Origin of the sequence: Tautonia plasticadhaerens (genome assembly GCF_007752535.1) — a bacterium.
In the GTDB taxonomy this organism is placed as follows: Bacteria; Planctomycetota; Planctomycetia; order Isosphaerales; family Isosphaeraceae; genus Tautonia; species Tautonia plasticadhaerens.
The window spans coordinates 17,451-36,476 of the sequence record NZ_CP036428.1; the positions used below are offsets into that span (position 1 = coordinate 17,451).

Genomic DNA, 19,026 nt, shown 5'->3' on the forward strand with positions numbered 1-19,026 from the left:
CCTTGCCTCCCTCAGGTCCATCGGGGTTTCCGCTTCTCCAGGAATGCGGCCAGGCCCTCGCGTGCCTCGTCACTGACGCGGGCCCTCGCGTGCGCCTCCAGGGCGACCTGCTCGGCCACGCCTCCCAACGCGGCCCGGACCTGGCCGAGCAGCCGCTTGGTCTCCCGGACCGCCTCCGGGGCGCCTTCGAGCACGAGCCCGGCGAGCCGAGCCGACTCGTCCCGGACGCGGTCCTCGGCGACGACCCGGTGAACCAGGCCCATCGCCAGGGCCCGATGGGCGTCGATCGGCTCGGCCAGCAGGAACAGCTCGCGGAGGTCGGCATCCCGCAGCGTGTGCGTCAGGACCATGGACACCAGGGCAGGGACCAGCCCCCGACGCACCTCGGGGAAGCCGATCCGGAGCCCCTCGGCCGCGACGGCGAAGTCGCAGCAGGCAAGGAGCCCGGCGCCCCCGGCGAAGGCGGCGCCGTGGGCCTCGCAGATCGTCACCAGCGGCGTGCCGGAGAGCGTGTCGAGCAGCCGTCGGACCCACTCGGCGCCCTCCTCGGCCGTGTTGAGGTTGGCCGCTTCTTCCAGGTCGAGCCCCGCGCAGAACACGGGGCCATTCCCTCGAAGGATCAGGACGCGGGCGGACGGGTCGGCCGAATGCCGATCGATCGCCCCGCACAGCTCCCGCATCAGCGCCATGTTCAGCGCGTTCCGGCGGCCCGGCCGGTTCAGCGTCAGGGCGACGACGCCCGGCCGCACCTCGTCGTCGAGCAAGACCGGCTCGCTCATGATCCCCTCGGGTCATTCGACGGAAGGAGCCTCGCGGGCAACTCGATCGGCACCTCCAGGATCGCTTGCCCGAGGGCCTTCCCCTGGGCATCGACCCGCGTGATCCGGCCGAGCACCCCCTTGAGCACAAAGTTCAACGCCCGGAGGTTCGGCAGCTCGTATCGCGTGACGCCAGCGACCCCCAGTGGCCGGAAGAAGTCGGCCACGCGATCGGCGGTCAGTTGCTCGCGCACCAGCGCGTAGAGGTCATCGGATGGGACGAACACGCCCACGTTGGCCCCCGTCCCCTTGTCTCCGCTGCGGGCGCGGGCGATCCGGCCGAGCTGCACGGTCGAGGTGTCATTCGGTCGCATCGGCCGTCGCCTCCACCAGGGTGACGCGGGGACGGACCCGATCGCAATCGACCAGGGACGGCCAGTAGCGGAAGACAGGGTGAACCCTCGGGCGGCCCTCCGAATAGCCGGTGATGCCCTGCGGCCCGCTCGTGATCAGGGGCATCAGCTCCTTCGAGAACCGCTCGACGGCCTCCCGGGACGGGTCGGCCACGGCGACGCGGAGGACGACCTCCATCAGCGCGTCCCGATCGACCGACGACGGCACGCCCGGCACCGCATCGCCGGCGCCGAGGCGCTCGACCGTCACCTCGCGCAGCGGGTAGCCCGCCTCGCGGACGCGCCACAGGACGATCTCGCCGCATCGGCTCGCCTTCGCGGCGGCATGCCGGCCATAGATCGTCAGCATCCCCTGGGCCCGGTAGCCGTCGCGGTAGGTTGCGCTCACCTTGTAGGAGGGCGGGGCCGGCCGGCCCTGGGCGCCACGGACGCGGACGCGATCGGAGCCGAGGTCTTCGACAGACAAACCGAGGAACGAGACGGTTGCGTCGGGGCTCAGGTAGTTGTCCGGATCGCCGATCTCGTACAGGAGTTGCTCCGTCACGGTCCGTGCGTCGACCCGCCCGCCGGTCCCGGGCGGCTTGGTGACGACGCACGACCCATCGGCATCCACCTCGACGATCGGGAAGCCGATGTGGGCCGGGTCGGGGATGTCGAGCCAGTCGGTCGCGATGCCGCCGGTGACCTGCGTGCCGCACTCGATCAGGTGGCCCGCCACCGTCGCGCCGGCGACGCGGTCGAGATCGTTCAGGTCCCAGCCGAAGTGGCGGACGACCGGCGCGACGGTCAGGCTCGGGTCGGCGACCCGGCCCGTGATGACGATTTGGGCCCCCCGATTCAGGGCCTCGACGATCGGCGCGGCGCCGAGGTAGGCGTTCGCGGTCACGAGGCGGTCGAGGACCGTCGCGATCGGCTCGCCCGTGTCCAGGTTCCGCAAGGGATCGGCCGCCTCGCCCAGCCCGGCTAGATCCCGGACGGTCGCGAGCACGTCGTCGCCGTCGACCACGCCGACCGTCATCGGCGGGGCGCCGGCCTGCCGCAGTTCCTCAGCACAGGCGCGGGCACATCCTTCGGGATTGAGGCCGCCGGCGTTGGTGATCAGTCGGCACGCGCCGCCGTCCCTCCAGTAGGGGGCGAGCGAGCGGACGACCTCGACCACGTCCCGGGCGTAGCCGAGGGCCGGGTCGCGGTCGCGCTGGAGGGCGAGGATCGAGAGCGAGACCTCGGCCAGGTAGTCGAGCGTCAGGGCGTCCAGCCCCGGCTCTCGGGCGAGCAGCTCGGCCGCGGCGTCGCCGCGGTCGCCCCAGAAGCCCTGAGCGTTGCCTATCCTCGCCGGCCGGGTCATCGTCGCGTCCTCGTGCCTACACCTGGAGGACCCCCGTGCGGAAGGGGGGCGACTCGCGATCGTCGGGAATCAGCCGGAGGGCCTCGGCGAGCCATCGCCGCGTCTCGTGCGGGGCGATGATCGCGTCGACCCACCCGCGGGCCGCCCCGAAGCGGATGTCGCTCTGCTCCTGGTACTGCGACCGGATCGCCTCGCGGAGCCGACCGACCTCGTCCTCGGCCAGCGGCCGGCCCTCGCGCTCGGCGACGCGGAGGCGGAGGCTGAGCAGCGTCTCGGCGGCCTGGTGCGGGCCCATCACGGCGTACTGGGCGTTCGGCCAGGCCAGGATCAGCCAGGGGTCATACGCCTTGCCGCAGAGCGCATAGTTGCCGGCGCCGAACGACCCGCCCACGATCACCGTCAGCTTGGGGACCACCGAGTTGCTCACCACGTTCACCAGCTTCGCCCCGGCCCGGATGATCCCCGACCGCTCGGCCTCCTTGCCGACCATGAAGCCCTGGACGTCCTGGAAGAAGACGATCGGCAGGCCGTCCTGGTTGCAGTCCATCACGAACCGCGCCGCCTTCTCCACGCTGTCGGGGTACAGGACGCCGCCGATCTGCACCTCGCCGCGGCCCGACGTGCAGCGCCGGCGCTGGTTGGCGACGATCCCGACCGGTCGGCCGCCGATCCGGGCGTACATCGTCACGAGCGTCGGGCCGTAGTCCGCCTTGTACTCTTGGCCCGAGTCGCGGTCGATGACACAGGCCAGCAGATCGCGCGCGTCGTAGCCCCCCCTGGGGTCGTCGGGGACGAGGTCGTACAGCGATTCAGGATCCCGCGCCGGGCCGACATCTTCCGCCCCGTCGGCCGGGCCGCCGCGACGGGCCTCCGGCCGGAGGGCGAGGAGCGACCGGATCCGGGCCAGGCAGCTCGGGTCGTCGGGCTCCTTGAAATCGACCGTGCCGCTGACTCCCGCGTGCATGGCGGCGCCACCCAGCTCCTCCGGGTCGACCTCCTGGCCGATGGCTGCCTTCACCAGCGCCGGCGCGGCCAGGTAGAGCTGGCTCCCCTCGGTCATCAGCACCGTGTCGCAGAGCACCGTAAGATAAGCCCCCCCGGCGACGCAGCTCCCCATGACCGCCGCCACTTGCGGGATGCCGAGCGCCGAGAGCACGGCGTTGTTGCGGAAGATCCGCCCGAAGTCGTCTTCGTCCGGGAAGATCTCGTCCTGCATCGGCAGGAAAACGCCGGCCGAGTCGACGAGGTAGACCAGCGGCAGGCGGAACCGCTCGGCGACGCGCTGGGCCCGCAGCACCTTCTTCACCGACATCGGGAACATCGCTCCGGCCTTCACGGTGGCGTCGTTGGCCACCGCCAGGCACGCCCGCCCGGCCACCCGGCCGATGCCTACCACCACGCCGGCGGCGGGGATTACTCCCCACTCGGCATACATCCGATGAGCGGCCCAGAGGCCCAGCTCGAAGAAGATGCCGTCGTCGAACAGGGCCGCCAGGCGCTCCCGGGCCGTCATCCGGCCGAGCCGCCGCTGACGCGCGACCCCGTCGGGGCCGCCTCCCTGCCGGATCTGGTCCGCTTCCGCCTCTAGGGCTCGGGTTCGTTCCTTGAGATTTGTCACCGGATTGACGCCGATCGATCGTGAGGATGTGGCGACGCAGGGGATGTGGGTCCGCCCTGAGCCGACGACTATTGTATGCTTTACGTCCGGCCGCCTGCCAGCGACGCGGCCCGACGCCCTTGCCGGTGCGATCGGGTCGACCCCTCAGGGCCGGCGCGCCTAATTTCCTGCATTTCCGCACAATACTTGTTGTAGGTCACCCGGCAGGCGGTGACGCCGCGTTGAGTCAGCGTAGCGGCGGGGCTGCCCGTATCCCGATCGGGATTGGACTTCAAGCAGTCGAGCCTTGGCCCTACCACGCGGGCCTCGCGGGGCGTTCGGCTCGCTGACGTCGCCTGCCCCCGCTTCTCCGGCATGTTGTGGTCCCCCGTGCCTTTCGGCCGTGGGTAAGCCGGATGGCCCAGGTTCGTCACCCGAGAACCTCCTCTCTGACAGAGGGATACGAGAACCAGTCGCTCAGCACACTCATTGTGGGCAGGATGCGCACCGCCGGGCCGGTGGGGACGCGCGGCCATCGGGTCCCGGTGGGGCTCGGCTCTCCGAGGAGCTATCCTGGTCTGCGGGGAGCAGCGGAGCCGGCTCCGGTCCGGGTCGGGCCGGCCGCTCGGCATGGGGCCTCCCGCACGACCCGCCCGACGGGCTCGCGGGGGGATGATGGGCCCCGGGGGCCATTGGCCTGGACCCGGCCCCGATGCGGACGATGCCGGCACGGCCCTCGCCCCGGCCCTCCTCTCCACGCCCGACGGCCGGGACGAGTCCGGCGTGGGCCACGTCCGCCCCGCCGCCATCGGGGCCGGATCGCTCACGGGCCGGGGGGCGGCATCGCCTCCGTGGCGAAGGAGCGCAGGGCCCGGGCCTCCCGCCCCAGACCGAGGGCGTCGCAGAGCGACGCCAGCCTCTCGGTCTCGCCCGCGTCATCCTGCGGGACGCCGCTGCCCGGCGGTACGACCCGGCTGTAGGCCTGGAGTGCGTCGTGGAAGCCGTCTCGGGCGTCGAGCACGGCCCTCCTCCGGGCCATCAGGAGATCGGCCTCCTCACGCCGACCCGCCCGCCGCTCCGCCAGCGCGAGCCGGTAGAGGAGCTGCTCGTCGGAGGGGCGCAGCGCGACGGCGCGCCGGAACGCGTCGGCGGCCGCCCCGACCTCGCCCGAGGCCAGGAGGGCCAGGCCGCGATGGGACCAGATCCGGCCGTCCCCGACGGCCCCGCCCGGCAGCTCGGCGAGGGCCGCGACCAGGCCCGCCCGATCGCCTCGGTCGCGGTGGATCTCCAGGAGGTCGCACCGGGGCCGGAGGTCGTCCGGCCGCGCCTCGATGCAGGCCAGCGTCCCCCGGGTCGCCTCGCCCCGGCGGCCCAGCTCCCAGTCCGCACGGGCCAGCCCGAGGCGCGATTCCCAGTCGTCCGGGTCGGCCGCGACAAACCGTCGCAGGCGAGCGACCCGAGTCTCGGCCGAGATGCGCTCGACCTCGACCCGCAGCCTCATGATCAGGACATTCGGGCGGTCGGCCGGCCCGACCGCCTCGTACAGCCCCCAGAGCACCGCGTTGGCCTCGTCCCAGCGCCCCTGCGTGGCGTAGAGCTCGACCAGCCGCTCGGCCGCCGCCCGATGGTAGGCCATCGGCGTCGGGTGGAGCGGGTCGGCCGCGATGCAGGCCCTCCAGGCGGCCTCGGCGTCCCGGGCGCGGTCGACCCTCAGGTACGACTCGCCCTCGAGGAACAACGCCTCACGCTTCGTCGGCCACCAATCGGGGACGCGGTGTAGTTGCCCGGCCGCGCCGGGCAAGTCCCCCCGGGCCGCCATCGACCTCGCCAGCAGCATCCGGGCCCGGCCGTCCCGGGGGGATCGTCGGAGATGCGCCAGGAGCGTGCCCTCGGCCCGCCGATGGTCCCCCCTCGCCATCATGCGACCGATGACGCCCGGGCCGGGCAACGGCCGGGCGTCCCGGGCAAACCACCAGAGATTGAAGCTGATCAGGCAGAGGGCGACGGCGCGAAACCCCAGGCGGGTGGCCCGCTCCCCGATCCGATGGCGTGCCGGCCGGGGCGTAGGGCCTCCCCCTTGCGTCCGGGTAGCCGCCGGCGCCGGGTCGGAGCCGGCGGCACACCAGGGGGGAACGATCGACGGCTCTCGACGTCCGCGCTCGTTCATCTTCATGGCCCCGGGGACGCCGTCGCCGCGGGGGGCTGGAGCGGCGGCATGTCCTCGGGTGCCTCCCCGGGGGAGGGCCCGCGTCGGATCCGGTCGGCGATCGCCTGGTAGCGTTCGGCCCGATCGACCTGCCCGAGGCGTCGATGGGCCTGGGCGAGGTGGTGGGCGGCGGCGAGCGACCCGGGGGCCAGCGCCGCCGCCCGCTCCAGGGGGGCGATCGCCTCCCCCGGGCGGCCCCGGACGAGGGCCAGGCGGCCGAGGTCGACCCAGGCGTCGGCCAGGCCGGGGTCGCCCAGGGTCGCGGCCTCCCAGCGCCGGCCGGCCTCGTCGAGCGCCCCGTCCTGGAAGCAGGCCCGGCCCAGGAGCCATTGGAGGGCCGGGCCGCGGTCGGATGAGGGGGCGGCCTCCAGCATCATCCTCGCCTCCGAGGCCCTCCCGGTCGCCAGGAGGTCCTCGGTCAGCTGGGCCCAGAAGACACGCCGGAATGCGGGGTCGGCCGGCAGCCGGCGGAGCCCCGGGTCGACCTCCAGCACGCGGCGATAGGCCGCAATCGCGGCCGATCGCCGCCGGCGATGGTGCTCGATGGCCCCGATCATCGCCAGGCCGTCGACCTCGCCGGCCGGCGTCCGGGCGAGGCGATCGGCCACCGCCCGGGCCTCGTCCCAGCGCATCATGGTGATCAGCTCGGCGCCAAGTCGGCGGAGGGCGGTCGGGTCGTCCGGCCACCGGCGGAGGATCGCCTGGTAGGTGGCCTCGGCCCGGAGCCGATGGTTCCCCCGGACCAGCCCGAAAGCCCGGACGTGTAGGTCGTCGAGGTCGAGCGCGCCGGCGCGGCGGTAGTACGGCTCGGCGAGCACGGCGAAGTCGAGCCGGCTGAGGCAGAGTGCGGCGACCCGGGCCGCCCGTCGACTCCAGGGGCGGCGATCGAGGTGGTCCAGCGCCCGCTGGAGTGCGGTCACGTCATCCCCCCGCCGGTCGGCCCCCTCGGCCTCGCCCAGGGCGGCGGAGCGGGTGACATTCCAGGCCGTCACGGCCAGCAGCGCCGACAGCAGGGCGATCCGGCCCGCCGCGGTCGAGGCCCACCACCCCCCCGGGGAGCCCGGAGGACCGGCGGCGGCCCTCCCGGGCTGCCGGGCTTCGACATCGGTCGGGGCGGTGTTCATCGGCGGTGGCTCGCGTCGATCGATCATGCCCACCCGGCCCGAGGTGCGTCGGCCGGGCGGGTCGGCCGATCAGTAAGCGTCGGCGCTGACGACCTCGCCACCCCGGTGGGTCGCGATCGCGTAGTAGGGGACGTGGTCGACGGTGTCCTTGACGAATCGCACCGAGCCGTCGGCGAAGAGGATGTTGACGCCGCCCGGGTGGTAGGAGCTGGCGTTGACCATGGTGATCGAGCCGCGCACGTCCTGGTGCGTGTCGTTGGCGTAGTCGCAGGCCTTCTTGTTGGGCGTGACGGTGTGCGAGTAGATGCTCGTGCCGCCGTAGAGCCACCACGACCCCTTCTCGGCCCACTGCTCCACCGTCGAGGCCTGGCAGAGCAGGGCGTTGGCCCGGTCGCCGACGACGGGCCCGAGCTCCTCGTTGGACCACGACTCGGGGCCGACGTAGACCATCCCCAGGCCCGGGTCGCCCCCGGCCTGGCCCGGCCCCTTGACCCACTCGCTGAAGATCGCCGTGCCGCTCATGCCGTCGGTGAAGCTCGCCGTGGTGATCACGCGGTTGCAGTCCGAATCCCAGTCGCTGGCGACGTAGTAGGGCCCGTTGGACTTCCAGCCGTTGATGTTCCGGTTCAGGCCCACGTTGTAGGGGTAGTTGAACGAGCCGACCGGCCGGGCGGTGCCGCCGACGTTGAGCTGGCCGAAGGTCCCGGGGTTGGGATCGGACGGGCAGAGGAAGACGGAGACCTGGGTCGTGATCGCCGTCATCTGGATCGGGGCCACGGGGCCGCCGTTCGCCCCGAGGTCGTACGTCGGGTCGTTGTCCCAGCCGCCGTACCGCGCCGGCACGAGGAGGTTGACCGAGTTGTAGACCGTCTGGAGCTCCAGGTACGGCAGCAGCCGGGCCAGGGGCGAGTAGTTCTGATACGGGTCGGTGAGGAAGTTCCCCAGCTCGAAGTCCCCGACGGCGTTAGGGCGCACGTCCGTGGTGATCGGCGGGACGGCCCCGTTCGCGTCGATGTAGTTGTGCAGGGCCAGGCCGATCTGCTTGAGGTTGTTCGTGCACTGCATCCGCCGGGCGGCCTCGCGGGCCGACTGGACGGCCGGCAGCAAGAGGGCGATCAGCACGCCGATGATGGCGATGACCACCAGCAGCTCGATCAGCGTGAAGGCGCGATGGGCTCGACGCATGCGAAGTCCCTCCCCGATGATGATCGTCTCCCGACCGACCTCCCCGGCCGGTGGCGTCCCGACGCGTCCCGCCCGGTCGCGGGCACGACCTCCGTGGCGGCGGCCGGCCCCCCGGTGCGGCCTGGCCGCGTCATTGCTGGCCCCGGTAGGATTCCCTCCCCCCCTGCGACATGCCCTTCATCCGCTCGACCATATGCTGATGATGGGCGTCCGGGGTCTCGGCGTACGGGGCGACGGTCGACGTGGGCGTCGACTCGACGACGTTGCGCTCGTTGACCGCGCCCGGCGGCGCGCAGCCGGCCGCGAGCGTCGCGGCGGAGACCGCCAGGATCCGGGCGCCGCGGGACGCCCCCGGGAGGATGGACCTCATGCCGACGACCCTCCGCCGAGCGACAGGGACGACGGGCTCGCCTTCGCCCGGCCCTCGGCCCACACGCGACGGGGGGAGGGCGTTGGACCAGCACGCCGGCCGGAGTGGGCCCGGGGCCCCGGGTCCGGGGCCGTTGGCCGGGCAACTCGCGGAATCTGGCCGGCCGGAGACGTCGAGGGGAGGGGGGCGACGCGATGGCGAGATCGGCGGCCCCTCGGGGCGTCGATGTGTCAATCGCCGGCGGGCCCGGCCCACCCCCGGATCGGGACGCACGACACCCGATCAGAAGCGACCATAGCCCGGCGCCGGCACCAAAGGCAAGCCCCTCCCGCCGGCGATCCTCCCCGATCGCCGTGGGCCGGCCCGCGCGAACTGCCGCCCCGCCCGACGGCCGGCCGCCGGACGAGGGCGGGCCTCGTGCCCGGGACGTCGGTCGCGCCGGCGGGAGGCCGATCGTCCCGCCGACCCGCCCCTTGCGGGGGGCCGCACTCGCGGCATCCCGGCCACTCCGCCACGAGGCCACGCCCCCGGCCCGCGGGTCCGCATCAGCTCGACGTGCGCCACGACAATCGTGAAGTCATCGCGGAGCCGGGCAGCAGGATACTCGGGAGGAGACACCTAAGGTCTTTCGCCGGGATGAACCGTCCGATACGCAGCTTGGCTCGGCAGGATGGCCTGCATGTCGAACCCCACCGTGCAGGCCATCAAGTCGAAGTACGCCGGCCCCGAGCCTTTCCTCGATGGGCGGGCACGTCGCCTCTGGGCCGCCGCCGAGGCCCGGGCGATCGGCAGGGGTGGGATCACCCGGGTCGCCGAGGCGACCGTCCCGTCTCGGGTCGCCATCCGGGCGGGCCGGACCGAACTCGACCTCCCGGCCACTCACTCGACCCGCATCGAGGGCGGCCGGGCCCGGGCCGGGCCGAAGGACTGATCGGCTAAATTACCGCGTGCCGGCACATCAGATCCAACTTCGGCCGCCCCACGCCCAGGTGCGCGAATCAGGGCAGGAAGCGAACCGCGTCTCGACGGACCGATCCGGGGCCACCACGGCTCCGGCGATCGCTTCAAAGCGGGTCGGACACCCAGACCAGGCGGCCCCCGTGCGGGCCCCCTCGTTGCGCTTCGTAGAACGGCCGGTCCGCCGTCACCAGCCGGCAGTCCAACGCCACCGCCAGCGCCAGGTAGCAGCAGTCGTACACCGTCGACCGGCCCGGGCCGGTCGCCAGCTCGTAGGCCGACCCCAGCAGCGGGCCCAACCGGTGCGCCGCCAGCGGCACCTCACTCAGCAGGCCCAGGATCTCCCGCCCTTCCTCCACCGTCAGCTCCGCCGGCCTCAGCACCCGGGCCTTCTTCCAGATGATGTTGCCGACCTCGGCGAAGAACAGCTCCGGCACGTGCAGGGCGTAGGCCGGGTCGAGCAGCCGCTTGGCCTCGGCCTCGTACGGCTCGGGCACGTACCACTTCAGCGCCACCACGGCGTCGACGACCAGGTCGGTCGGCGTCGGGGGCGGGCCGCCGGGCTCCTCGACCTCCTCCGGCTCCCCGGCGTCGCTCATCGCCGGCGATCCTCGCCCAGCAGCTCGACGCCGTCGGTGTGGCGGCGATCGGCCAGCCGGCGGGTCATCTGCTCGGCCCGGGCCCGCGCCGTGGCCAGGTCGGCCTGGCGGGCGGCCTGCTGGAGGATCAGCCGCAGCTCGGCCCCCAGCGAGCGGCCGTGGGCCCGGGCCCGGCCCTTGAGCCGCTCCAGCGAGGCGTCGTCGAGGTCGCGGACGAGCACGTCGGGCATGGCGGCCTCCGGGGCAGGGCAGTCGATATCACGATGATATCGCGGCCGACCGAGGACATCCAGGGTCGTCGAGGCGCAGAGACCGGGGCATCCTGAACCATCGGCTTGCTGTCGTGCCGGCGGGCCGATGGACCCAGGCAGCTGGGCCGGATGCCGGGTGGATGAGACGTGCAGCGGCTGCGTCCTCCGGTGTCGGAGACGCGGACCCTCGAGGACTCGCCGGCGGGGTGTTCGACGCTTCCCGCTGCGGAGTCAGCGGATCCGCGCCGGCCGTCAACGGGTGATTCCTCGTCGATCAGATGTCGCTCCGGGCCGCGTCCGACCCGATGGGAAGCGGTGTGGGCGCCGATCCCCCAGGGATTTCTGTGGGATCGGTGCCCGGTGCGTCGATGGGGGCGGAAGGCGAACTCAAAGTGAAATCGAATCCGTAAACCTGAGAAGAAGGGAGCTAGCCATCCGAAGGAGTGACCTATACTTGGCGAAGACGTCTTCCGGCAGTGCGGATGCGGGCGTTTGGCTTTGTCTTCGTCTCTCTTCGTCGTCGAGCCGAGCTTGGGCGGCGTCGCGGCGGGCACGAAGAGCGGTATCGTCTGGGGTCCGCGCCAGGAGCTGGTTCAGGTGCCAGACGGCGGCGAACCACTGCTTCTTGCGCTCACAGACCTCGGCCTCGCGGCGTTGCCAGGATGCCCAGCGCTTCTCCATCTGCGACCGCCGCTCTAACGGCGTGAGAACGGCCGATCCGAGTACTTCCCAAACCATCACAGAATCATCCCACCCGGTCGAGGCGATCCACGAGCCGTCGCGGTTGAATGCCACGCCAGTGACGGGACCAGCGTGCCCCCGGAAGGTCAGCAACTCCTGGCCCGTAAACGTGTCCCAGAGCCGCACCGTCCCGTCGGCGCTGGCGGTGGCGATCCGCTCGCCATCGGGGCTGAAGGCCGCGGCCCAAATCACTCCGGAATGGCCCTTGAGACTCACGAGTTCCTGACCCGTGGCCGCATCCCAAAGCTCGACGGTCCCGTTGCCTGTGGTGGCGATGCGTGTTCCGTCGGCGGTGAAGGCCACGCTCTCGACGCCACCGGCAAGGCCCTTGAGGGCCAGGCGTACCTGACCGGTGGCCACATCCCAGATCCTCGCGGTATCGCCGATGTTGGTGGCGAGCCGTTGGCTGTCGGGACTGAATGAGAGGTGGCGCGACGGAATGTTCAGGCTGAAGCGTTCCTGGCCGGAGGCAGCGTCCCAGACCTTTACCTCCCGGGGCGCGCTGGTGGTGGCGAGAAGCGTCCCGTCGGGGCTGAACTTCACACCGAAAACATTGCCGGTGGAGCCACGGAGGGTAAGGAATGTCCGGCCGGTGGCTAGGTCCACCACCTGGACCGTCTTGTCGTCGCGTGCGACGGCGACACGGCGGCCGTCGGGGCTCAGCGCCAAGGCGTAGAGGATCTCCACCGCACTTGAGGGGTCCGGGGCTCCCGGCCGGTTGTCAGAGAAAAAGTCTGCTGCTTATCACGGATTTCGGGGAGCCCTGCGATCCCCTCCGAGTGAGGCCGAGATCAGCAGGTTCTGGAGCCAGTCGGGGTGATACCGCTTCCCGTTGAGCCGTTCCGCCGGGCTCCTCAACTCGGGGGTCTCTCGGACCGTCCAAGGGCACATCGGGGCGAAGTTGTGGATCAACGCCCAACCTCGCAACCCCTGCTCAGCCGCTGCCGATTTGCCGTGCAGTTGCTGCGTGCAGGACAGGTGGCAGTCGAGCCGTCGCAACAGCCGGTCCACCGGGTTGCTCGTCCGAGGGCAGCCGGGATGGGCGTAGGCCAGGGCGAACGCCTCGCGCTCCTCGCACAGTGACAGCACCTTCTCCCGCACGATCGGCTTGTCGATGTGCTTCGGGGCCCCCTCCCGCAGCCGGCGAAGCCGTTGCGAGAAGGTGCGGGCATCCGGGGCGTGATACGCACCCCAGACCCGCCCCCGGAGGGCATCGAAGGTCTCCTTCAGGTGCTTGGCCCGCTCCCGGATCTCCAGGAACGCATGGAAGGGTACCGCCCAGATTGCTGCGAAAATATGCTCTAAGGACGCCCGTCAGCGGACCTGGGCGCGGTCCAGGACGTACTGCCCGTACAGGATCACGTTGTCCCACTCGATGGGGCTGACGTGCTCCAACAGCGCGATGTCGAGCTTGTCCTTGTCGTCCTCGGGCTGGCACCAGCGCACGACCCGCGAGATCTCCTTGGCCTGCCAGTAGATCACGCACGCCAGGATCAGCGTCAGGCAGCTGCACGAGTTCATCTGCTCGTGTAGCTCCCGGGCGTTGATCCGGCCCCGCCGGCCGTAATAGACGTCCCGGGCCAGGGCGTGCAGCTGCTCGACCTTCAGCAGGCCCCGCCGGATCCGCGACCGCAGCTGCGGCTCGCACAGGTAGCTCAGCAGGAACTCGGTCTTGAAGATCCGGCCCAGGTCGCGATTGGCCCGGTAGAAGCGGTTCTTGGCCGTGCACGAGGCCAGGCGCTTCAGCGCCACCGAGGCGGTCGTGTGGCCGCGCTCCAGCGACGCGTAGAACTGGCCCATCCGGTCCCACTGCTCGACGATGACCTGCGGGTCGATCGTGCGATCGGCGCGGCTCACCAGGCCGGCCAGCGGCCCGTAGTCGCGCCCGGCGTCGAGGCGGTAGAGGCGTTGCTTCCGGAGGCCGCGGATGCGCGGGCAGAACCGGCGGCCCAGCATGGCGAACGCCGCGAAGTTGATCTCCGTGTAGCCGTGCGTGTCGGTGTAGTGCTCCTCCAGCTCCAGGTCGCTCTCGTTGTAGCAGAGCCCGTCGAGCACGAAGGCCGAGTCCCGGTCGGTGCATTCGATGGGCAGGCTGTAGAACGGCGCGTAGTTGTCGGCGACGAAGGAGTAGAACTCCAAGGCGAAGTCGCTGAACCGGGTGCTGTAGGTCTGCTGCAGGACCTTGCGGGGCAGGGCGAACCGCTGCCCGTCGCTGGCCGAGGTCCGGCCGTCGCCCCAGTGCAGCGTGGCGTCGAGGCGGGAGATGGCGTGCACCAGGGCCGCGAGGGCGGCACGCTGCGCCTCCTCGGTCATCTGCCAATCGCTGACCCGCTTGAGCTGCTTGTAGGTGACGCCCTGGGTGATCCGGGCCATCGTGTGCAGGCCGAGGTTGCAGCCGTGCGCCAGCACGACGGCCAGGAGCGTGCACACGTCCTCCGCGTCACGCCCCCCGCGCTGGGCCGGCGGCAGGAAGTGGTCGGTGAACCGCAGGTCGTTGTCGACCTCGATGAGCAGGTCGGGCAGGCGCACCGTCCGCATGTGCTCGGACAGCCACCGGCGGAGCTCTCCCAGCCGCCCCTGGGCCTCGGCGTCCGGGGCCTCGGTGGCGTCGGTGGAGAGATGCCAGCCGTCCTCATCCGCCGTGGCGTAGCTGTTCGCGGGCGCCGTCGCGAGGAACAGGTCGTAGGCCGCGTCGAGGCGCTTCGTCAGGTGACCGGGGACATCCCCGGGGTCGGCGGGCAGGCCGGACCGCCGGAAGAAGGGCTGCCGCAGCGGCTCCCAGCGCTCCCCGGGCAGGAAGTAGTCCTCGAACCGGCCGAACCGCTTGCCGTGCTTGACCGAGAGGTTGCCCGATCGCAAGTCGTCCTTGAGCTTCAGCAGCAAGGCGCACTCCCAGGCCTTGCGGTCCGGCTTGCCGTCGGTCACGACCAGGGGCAGCAACCGCCTCGGGATGAAGTCCGTGGGGGCGTCGTCGGGGAGCTTGCGCCGGGAATCCGCGTTCATCTCCTTGAGGACCCGGAGGGCCTCCAGGCAGGGGACATCGCCGGCGCCGGCGTCGGGGAAGAACTCCAGGGTGCGGAGCAGGATCGGCGCGTACTGCCGCAGGTGGGCGAACCGCCGGACGAGGCCGTGGAACACGTCGCTCCGGGCACCGGTGACCCACTCGTCCAGTCCCGCCACCTGGGCCGCGAGTTCCTCGCGGGGCACGACGGCGAACAGCCGCGACCGCAATGCGGCGTCGCCGATGGTGTCGTCGAGGAGGATCGTCCCCAGGGACCGCAGCGCGGCCAGGGCCGTCTTGATCGTCTGGCGCTGGCGACGCATCTGGTCGCTCGGTTCGTGCTCGGCCCGGGTCTGGGTCCGGGTGAGGAGCTTGTCGAACATGTCCACCGCCGAATCGATGGCGTCGCGGTAGCTCTGCCGCAGGAAGCAGACCAGAGCCGCGCGGCGACGGGGCGGCACCGCCTCCCGCAGCCGGTCCGCCGAGCACTTGCGGACGTAGTGGTACAGGGCGCGTTGGTAGTTGGCGTTGAGCCAGGACAGGTCGACGGCCAGGACGCCCATCGCCTCGATCGCGGCCAGCTTGTCGGCCAGGGCCTGCATGGCGCCGGCCGAGGGCCTGGCCGGGTTGGCCTTGAGGGCCTGGAGCCGGGAGGTGGCCTCGCCCTCCTTCACCTCCAGCAAGCCGTCGAGAGCCCGGGCCACGCCGGGGGAAAGGCCACCGGCCAGCCTGGAGACGATGTGCTCGCGGGCCTGCTTCCTCTGCTCGCCGACCAGGCGCAGCAGGGCCGACTCGGCGGGGAGCAGCACGCGTCGCTCCTTGAGGAATTCGCGGGCCCGGGCCAGCAGCGCGGCCGTCTGCTCCAGGCGGCAGGATTCCTCGAAGACGAAGCGTGCCAGGGCCGCGGCCTGGTCGGCGTCGAAGACGGCGAGCCTCAGGTGGTCTCGGATGCTTGCCTGATGGTCCGAGACCGTATGCTGCCGGGCGGCGTACCCCTCGAACCGGGTCGCGTCGATGCCCAGTTGCAGGGCGACGAAACCCAGGAGTTCGTCGCAGATCTCCAGGGGTTGCTGGGCTGGGAAGCGGCCGAAGAGCCGGACGAAGCCGAGCTGATAGGCGAACCCGAGGCGGTTGTGTTCGCGACGGCACCGGGCGACCTCGGCCAGGTCGGCATCGGTCAGGGTCGCATCGCGCACCATCTGCGCCCGCGCGAACGAGAGCGTCGCCATGGGCGGCCCCGCGTGGTCTAGAAAAACGGGCGTCTTGTTGGCCCATAGTTGACCATAGAACGAGCAGGGATTTATGGTCCGTGTTCGCGAAATAAAATCGCCATTCGGCCTTTTCGTAGCCCTTGCCATGAAAACCGTCGCCTACCTGCGCGTCTCGACCGGCTCCCAGGACCTGGCCAACCAGAAGCTGGCCATCCTCGACCACGCGCGGCAGAAGCGGTTCGCCGTCGATCGCTTCGTCGAGGCGCAGGCCTCCTCACGGAAGGGGCCGGACCAGAGGCGGATCGAGGAGTTGCTGGGGGCGCTGGAGGCGGGTGACCGCCTGGTCGTCAGCGAGCTGTCCCGCCTGGGTCGCAGCCTGGGCCAGGTGATCCAGCTCGTCGACGAGCTGGTCAAGCGGAGGGTCCGCTTCACGGCGATCAAGGAAGGGATCCGCTTCGAAGGGAAGCAGGACCTTCAGACCAAGGTGATGATCGCCCTGTTCGGGCTGTTCGCCGAGGTGGAGCGGGACCTGATCTCGGAGCGGACCAAGGAAGGGCTGGCGGCCGCCCGGGCCCGGGGCCGCTTGCTCGGTCGCCCCAAGGGCTCGCTGGGCCGGTCAAAGCTCGACGGCAAGGAAGAGGAGATCCGGAAGCTGCTGGAGAAGGCGGTCTCCAAGCGGTCGCTCGCGAAGATGCTGGATGTGTCGACGACCAACCTCCGGCACTTCATCCGGGCCCGAGGACTCGCCCCGGAGACTCCGAAAGGGGCCACGAAGAGGCAGGCTCGCGGTCGGCGACCTTAGAGCATATTTTCGCAGCAATCTGGGCGGTACCCTGGATCGCGTGCCCGGTACACGGTGCCGAAGGCCCCGGACCCGACGGCCTCGATCAGCTCGAAGCGGTCCAGCCGCTGACCCCCGCGCGGGCTCCAGGACGCGGTGGACTCCCGCTCCAGGCGGAAGGTCGAGCCGCAGGCCGGGCAGAGGACCTCGGCCTCGGCGGGCAGGCCGACCAGCTCGATGGGGTTGCGGCAGTGCGGGCAGATGAGGTGCACCTCCAGGCCGCGCAGCCGCATCGGGGAGGGCCGCTCGGCGTCCGCCTCCCGCCCCCTCGGGTCCGCGGTCGTCAGGAAGTGGTCCCGGCTGGCCCGCGCGTCGTCGGCCAGCAGCCGCTCGACCGCGGCGCGCAGCGCGGCGTCGCCTCCGCACAGCCCATCGAGCAGGGCGGCACGCCCGGCCGGGTCGCACCCCCGGGCGGCCTCGAAGATGGCCGCGATCCGCTGGTCGCCTCCCGGAGTCATTGCCCCGAGCCCCCGAGTCGCCCCCGCAGCCAGGCGCGCGCGAACTGCCAGTCGGCCTCGACGGTCGTGTCCGAGACCCCCAGCGTGGCGGCGACCTCGGGGACCGACAGCCCGCCGAAGTAGCGGAGGTCGACGACCTGGGCCTGCCGGGGGTGCTCCTGCGTCAGGCGTTCGAGGGCCTCGTGCAGGGCGATGACGTCCAGGCCTCGTTCCTCGAAGCCGGCCAGCGCCCGGTCCAGGGGCACCCGGATGCGGTCGCCGTCGCGCTTGCGGGCCCGGCGGCGGCGGGCGTGGTCGACCAGGACCTGGCGCATGGTTCGGGACGCGGCGGCGAAGAGGTAGCAGATCACCCCGCGGCTCGGTGCCCATCTCGTTCCTCGCGAATTCGCCGGAATCGTGTGAGGGGCGCAACCGGGATTCTCGCATGCCCCAGGGGACGGGCGGAAGATCGTCCTCCTCCATGAGGCCTCTGCCCGGGACCCGTTAGCGAGCGTCGCTCCTGAAGGGGGAACAGCCATGTCGCAAGGCATCGAGACCGACGGGCGGGTTGATCCGCGGGGCAGTTCGACGGCTGCGGGTGCAGGCCATCGAGCGGACGGCGATCGTCCGCCTCGTGGACGCGGAGTTGCTCTTCGCGGAGGCGGACGTCCAGGCGGTGGGCGAGCAGCTCAAGTGCCTGATCGAAGGGGGGCGGCTACGCACGGCTGCTGCTGAACTTCACCGGCGTGCGGTACATGTCCAGCGACGTGCTGGGCATCCTTGCCGATCTCCAAAGGAAGTTCGCCCCGGCGTGCGGGCGCATCCAGTTCTGCGGCCTGGACCCGCTGCTCCGGGACATGTTTCGGATCACCCATCTGGAGGACGTGTTCGACATCTGCACCGACGAGGCGGAGGCGTTGGGGCTCCTGATCTCTTGACGATGCGACACCGGATCGCGTCGGCCCTGCAATCCCTGGGACGCGGCCCCCGCCTCGTCCTACATCAAAACCGTTGGCTCATGGGGCCGAATCCATGCTCGGGGGTCTCCCCAGCAGGACTCGCAGGAATTCATCGGTGACGGACTTAATCTCGAACCCCCACTGGAAGACCGCCTGATACCGGGCCAGGTACCACTCGCTCACGCCATAGAACCGCCTCAGGAAGTCCCGGACGTGTGTCCAGATCCCCTCCTGCGTGTCGCAGTGCACCTCGCGGACCCCGTCCCCGTCGTCGTCCCGCGCCCAGGTGGACTTCGGCCCCCAATGGTCCACCGTCACGCGCACCCGCCCCATCCGGGGCAAGCCGTTGTACCCCTTCCACTCGTCGCTGTCGACCACCGTCCCCTCCAACGTCGCGCAGTCGATGACCTCCTCCAACTCCGCCGCGTTGGCGTGACCCAGGACCTCCGAGCGGAATTCACCCGACCGCCGCCCGACCACGCCGGCGATCGGCGGGCGGTCATCGGCGAAGGTGCCGTGCCCGCGGCGGCGATTGGCCCGCCGCCGCGGCGGGTCGGCCGGGTCGCGATGCGGGATGCCTTTCTTCCCCCGCGTCCTGATCCATCTCGTCGGCCTCGACCACGGCGTCATCCAGCGGGTTGCGGTCCAGCCCGAGCCGGGCGTTGTCCTGGAGCCGGCGCCGCAGCTCCAGCAGGTGCTTGCGGTCGCAGCCCGGCTCGCGCGCCATCCGGGCGGTGGGCTCGCCCGTGGCGACGCCGTGGAGGATCAGCAGCAGTTGGCCGGGGCGGGGGTGCGTCCCCTGCAGGGCGGCCCCGGTCCAGGCGTTGAAGACCCGGCCGCGATGACCGCACTGGTACTCCAGGACCGGCTCCCGGTGGCGGCTGTGGATGCCCAGCCGCTCCCGTCGGCCGCACCTGGGGCAGGCCAACCCCCCGGGGTGCAGCAGTTCGACCAGCTTGCGGTAGCAGGCGTCCTCGTCCAGGAAGTCGATCAGGGGAGGTCCATGGCGGGGCCCTCCGCGTGATGCGACG

20 protein-coding genes are annotated in these 19,026 nt (G+C 71.5%); 3 read left to right on the top strand and 17 right to left on the bottom strand.

Annotation, left to right across the window (positions count from 1 at the left end; genetic code table 11):
• Positions 1-11: 11 nt before the first annotated feature.
• The 8 genes from ElP_RS35620 to ElP_RS35655 form a co-directional block, all read right to left on the bottom strand.
• Positions 12-779, bottom strand: coding sequence for an enoyl-CoA hydratase/isomerase family protein (locus ElP_RS35620; RefSeq protein WP_145279591.1), 768 nt, complete (start codon positions 777-779; stop codon positions 12-14).
• Entirely contained in the window at positions 776-1,132 is a 357-nt protein-coding gene (locus ElP_RS35625; RefSeq protein ID WP_145279592.1) for an AtuA-related protein, read from the bottom strand. Before ElP_RS35625 ends, ElP_RS35620 begins: the two co-directional genes overlap by 4 nt.
• Positions 1,119-2,516 carry an acyclic terpene utilization AtuA family protein gene (locus ElP_RS35630; RefSeq protein ID WP_145279593.1) on the bottom strand — a complete coding sequence of 466 codons (1,398 nt, stop codon included), beginning with the start codon at positions 2,514-2,516 and terminating at the stop codon, positions 1,119-1,121. Before ElP_RS35630 ends, ElP_RS35625 begins: the two co-directional genes overlap by 14 nt.
• A 16-nt stretch (positions 2,517-2,532) precedes the next feature.
• Positions 2,533-4,134 (bottom strand): acyl-CoA carboxylase subunit beta, encoded by a 1,602-nt coding sequence (locus ElP_RS35635; protein WP_145279594.1) that lies wholly within the window; start codon positions 4,132-4,134, stop codon positions 2,533-2,535.
• Between the two features lie 802 nt (positions 4,135-4,936).
• Entirely contained in the window at positions 4,937-6,280 is a 1,344-nt protein-coding gene (locus tag ElP_RS35640; protein ID WP_197447204.1) for a tetratricopeptide repeat protein, read from the bottom strand.
• Between the two features lie 2 nt (positions 6,281-6,282).
• Positions 6,283-7,443 carry a tetratricopeptide repeat protein gene (locus ElP_RS35645; RefSeq protein WP_145279596.1) on the bottom strand — a complete coding sequence of 387 codons (1,161 nt, stop codon included), beginning with the start codon at positions 7,441-7,443 and terminating at the stop codon, positions 6,283-6,285.
• A 69-nt stretch (positions 7,444-7,512) separates the two neighbouring features.
• Positions 7,513-8,628, bottom strand: a complete 1,116-nt coding sequence (locus ElP_RS35650; RefSeq protein ID WP_145279597.1) for a DUF1559 domain-containing protein — start codon at positions 8,626-8,628, stop codon at positions 7,513-7,515.
• Positions 8,629-8,758: 130 nt separating this feature from the next.
• Positions 8,759-8,998 (bottom strand): hypothetical protein, encoded by a 240-nt coding sequence (locus ElP_RS35655; RefSeq protein ID WP_145279598.1) that lies wholly within the window; start codon positions 8,996-8,998, stop codon positions 8,759-8,761.
• A 679-nt stretch (positions 8,999-9,677) separates the two neighbouring features.
• Here ElP_RS35655 and ElP_RS41545 point away from each other — a divergent pair.
• Positions 9,678-9,929, top strand: coding sequence for a hypothetical protein (locus ElP_RS41545; RefSeq protein ID WP_145279599.1), 252 nt, complete (start codon positions 9,678-9,680; stop codon positions 9,927-9,929).
• Between the two features lie 133 nt (positions 9,930-10,062).
• On the opposite strand, the gene ElP_RS35665 is transcribed toward ElP_RS41545, so the two are convergent.
• The 5 genes from ElP_RS35665 to ElP_RS35685 form a co-directional block, all read right to left on the bottom strand.
• On the bottom strand, positions 10,063-10,554 hold the full coding sequence (locus ElP_RS35665; protein ID WP_145279600.1) for a type II toxin-antitoxin system VapC family toxin: 492 nt from the start codon (positions 10,552-10,554) through the stop codon (positions 10,063-10,065).
• The gene (locus tag ElP_RS35670) at positions 10,551-10,784 is read right to left on the bottom strand and encodes a FitA-like ribbon-helix-helix domain-containing protein (RefSeq protein WP_145279601.1); all 234 of its coding nucleotides are present in this window, start codon (positions 10,782-10,784) and stop codon (positions 10,551-10,553) included. The genes ElP_RS35665 and ElP_RS35670 overlap by 4 nt, the downstream gene beginning before the upstream one ends.
• Positions 10,785-11,192: 408 nt before the next feature.
• Positions 11,193-12,233 carry a WD40 repeat domain-containing protein gene (locus tag ElP_RS35675; RefSeq protein WP_145279602.1) on the bottom strand — a complete coding sequence of 347 codons (1,041 nt, stop codon included), beginning with the start codon at positions 12,231-12,233 and terminating at the stop codon, positions 11,193-11,195.
• 57 nt (positions 12,234-12,290) lie between these two features.
• Positions 12,291-12,647 carry a hypothetical protein gene (locus ElP_RS35680; protein ID WP_231749924.1) on the bottom strand — a complete coding sequence of 119 codons (357 nt, stop codon included), beginning with the start codon at positions 12,645-12,647 and terminating at the stop codon, positions 12,291-12,293.
• A 213-nt stretch (positions 12,648-12,860) separates the two neighbouring features.
• The gene (locus ElP_RS35685; RefSeq protein ID WP_197447205.1) at positions 12,861-15,776 is read right to left on the bottom strand and encodes a Tn3 family transposase; all 2,916 of its coding nucleotides are present in this window, start codon (positions 15,774-15,776) and stop codon (positions 12,861-12,863) included.
• A 127-nt stretch (positions 15,777-15,903) separates the two neighbouring features.
• Between ElP_RS35685 and ElP_RS35690 the strand changes: the two genes are divergently transcribed.
• On the top strand, positions 15,904-16,560 hold the full coding sequence (locus ElP_RS35690; protein ID WP_145279604.1) for a recombinase family protein: 657 nt from the start codon (positions 15,904-15,906) through the stop codon (positions 16,558-16,560).
• Here ElP_RS35690 and ElP_RS35695 read toward each other — a convergent pair.
• Both ElP_RS35695 and ElP_RS35700 read right to left on the bottom strand, forming a co-directional pair.
• Positions 16,557-17,057 carry a hypothetical protein gene (locus ElP_RS35695; protein WP_145279605.1) on the bottom strand — a complete coding sequence of 167 codons (501 nt, stop codon included), beginning with the start codon at positions 17,055-17,057 and terminating at the stop codon, positions 16,557-16,559. The two genes, ElP_RS35690 and ElP_RS35695, sit on opposite strands and share 4 nt — an antisense overlap.
• Positions 17,054-17,407: an ECF-type sigma factor gene (locus ElP_RS35700; RefSeq protein ID WP_231749925.1), complete on the bottom strand. Its 354-nt coding sequence runs from the start codon at positions 17,405-17,407 to the stop codon at positions 17,054-17,056. The genes ElP_RS35695 and ElP_RS35700 overlap by 4 nt, the downstream gene beginning before the upstream one ends.
• Before the next feature lie 357 nt (positions 17,408-17,764).
• Here ElP_RS35700 and ElP_RS35705 point away from each other — a divergent pair, with 357 nt between their 5' ends.
• Positions 17,765-17,974: an STAS domain-containing protein gene (locus ElP_RS35705; protein WP_390836264.1), complete on the top strand. Its 210-nt coding sequence runs from the start codon at positions 17,765-17,767 to the stop codon at positions 17,972-17,974.
• 78 nt (positions 17,975-18,052) lie between these two features.
• Here the strand turns inward: ElP_RS35705 and ElP_RS35710 are convergent, their stop codons facing one another.
• A complete protein-coding gene (locus tag ElP_RS35710) occupies positions 18,053-18,475 on the bottom strand; it encodes a transposase (protein WP_390836256.1) in 423 nt (140 codons plus the stop codon).
• A 19-nt stretch (positions 18,476-18,494) separates the two neighbouring features.
• Positions 18,495-18,923 carry a hypothetical protein gene (locus tag ElP_RS40335; protein WP_231749519.1) on the bottom strand — a complete coding sequence of 143 codons (429 nt, stop codon included), beginning with the start codon at positions 18,921-18,923 and terminating at the stop codon, positions 18,495-18,497.
• Positions 18,924-19,026 lie beyond the last annotated feature (103 nt).

What these genes read in the sequence shown, in the direction of transcription:
- ElP_RS35620 (WP_145279591.1), bottom strand. Translation starts at nt 779, where the DNA reads ATGAGCGAGCCGGTCTTGCTCGACGACGAGGTGCGGCCGGGCGTCGTC.
- ElP_RS35625 (WP_145279592.1), bottom strand. Translation starts at nt 1,132, where the DNA reads ATGCGACCGAATGACACCTCGACCGTGCAGCTCGGCCGGATCGCCCGC.
- ElP_RS35630 (WP_145279593.1), bottom strand. Translation starts at nt 2,516, where the DNA reads ATGACCCGGCCGGCGAGGATAGGCAACGCTCAGGGCTTCTGGGGCGAC.
- ElP_RS35640 (WP_197447204.1), bottom strand. Translation starts at nt 6,280, where the DNA reads ATGAACGAGCGCGGACGTCGAGAGCCGTCGATCGTTCCCCCCTGGTGT.
- ElP_RS35645 (WP_145279596.1), bottom strand. Translation starts at nt 7,443, where the DNA reads ATGAACACCGCCCCGACCGATGTCGAAGCCCGGCAGCCCGGGAGGGCC.
- ElP_RS35650 (WP_145279597.1), bottom strand. Translation starts at nt 8,628, where the DNA reads ATGCGTCGAGCCCATCGCGCCTTCACGCTGATCGAGCTGCTGGTGGTC.
- ElP_RS35655 (WP_145279598.1), bottom strand. Translation starts at nt 8,998, where the DNA reads ATGAGGTCCATCCTCCCGGGGGCGTCCCGCGGCGCCCGGATCCTGGCG.
- ElP_RS41545 (WP_145279599.1), top strand. Translation starts at nt 9,678, where the DNA reads ATGTCGAACCCCACCGTGCAGGCCATCAAGTCGAAGTACGCCGGCCCC.
- ElP_RS35665 (WP_145279600.1), bottom strand. Translation starts at nt 10,554, where the DNA reads ATGAGCGACGCCGGGGAGCCGGAGGAGGTCGAGGAGCCCGGCGGCCCG.
- ElP_RS35670 (WP_145279601.1), bottom strand. Translation starts at nt 10,784, where the DNA reads ATGCCCGACGTGCTCGTCCGCGACCTCGACGACGCCTCGCTGGAGCGG.
- ElP_RS35685 (WP_197447205.1), bottom strand. Translation starts at nt 15,776, where the DNA reads ATGGCGACGCTCTCGTTCGCGCGGGCGCAGATGGTGCGCGATGCGACC.
- ElP_RS35690 (WP_145279604.1), top strand. Translation starts at nt 15,904, where the DNA reads ATGAAAACCGTCGCCTACCTGCGCGTCTCGACCGGCTCCCAGGACCTG.
- ElP_RS35695 (WP_145279605.1), bottom strand. Translation starts at nt 17,057, where the DNA reads ATGACTCCGGGAGGCGACCAGCGGATCGCGGCCATCTTCGAGGCCGCC.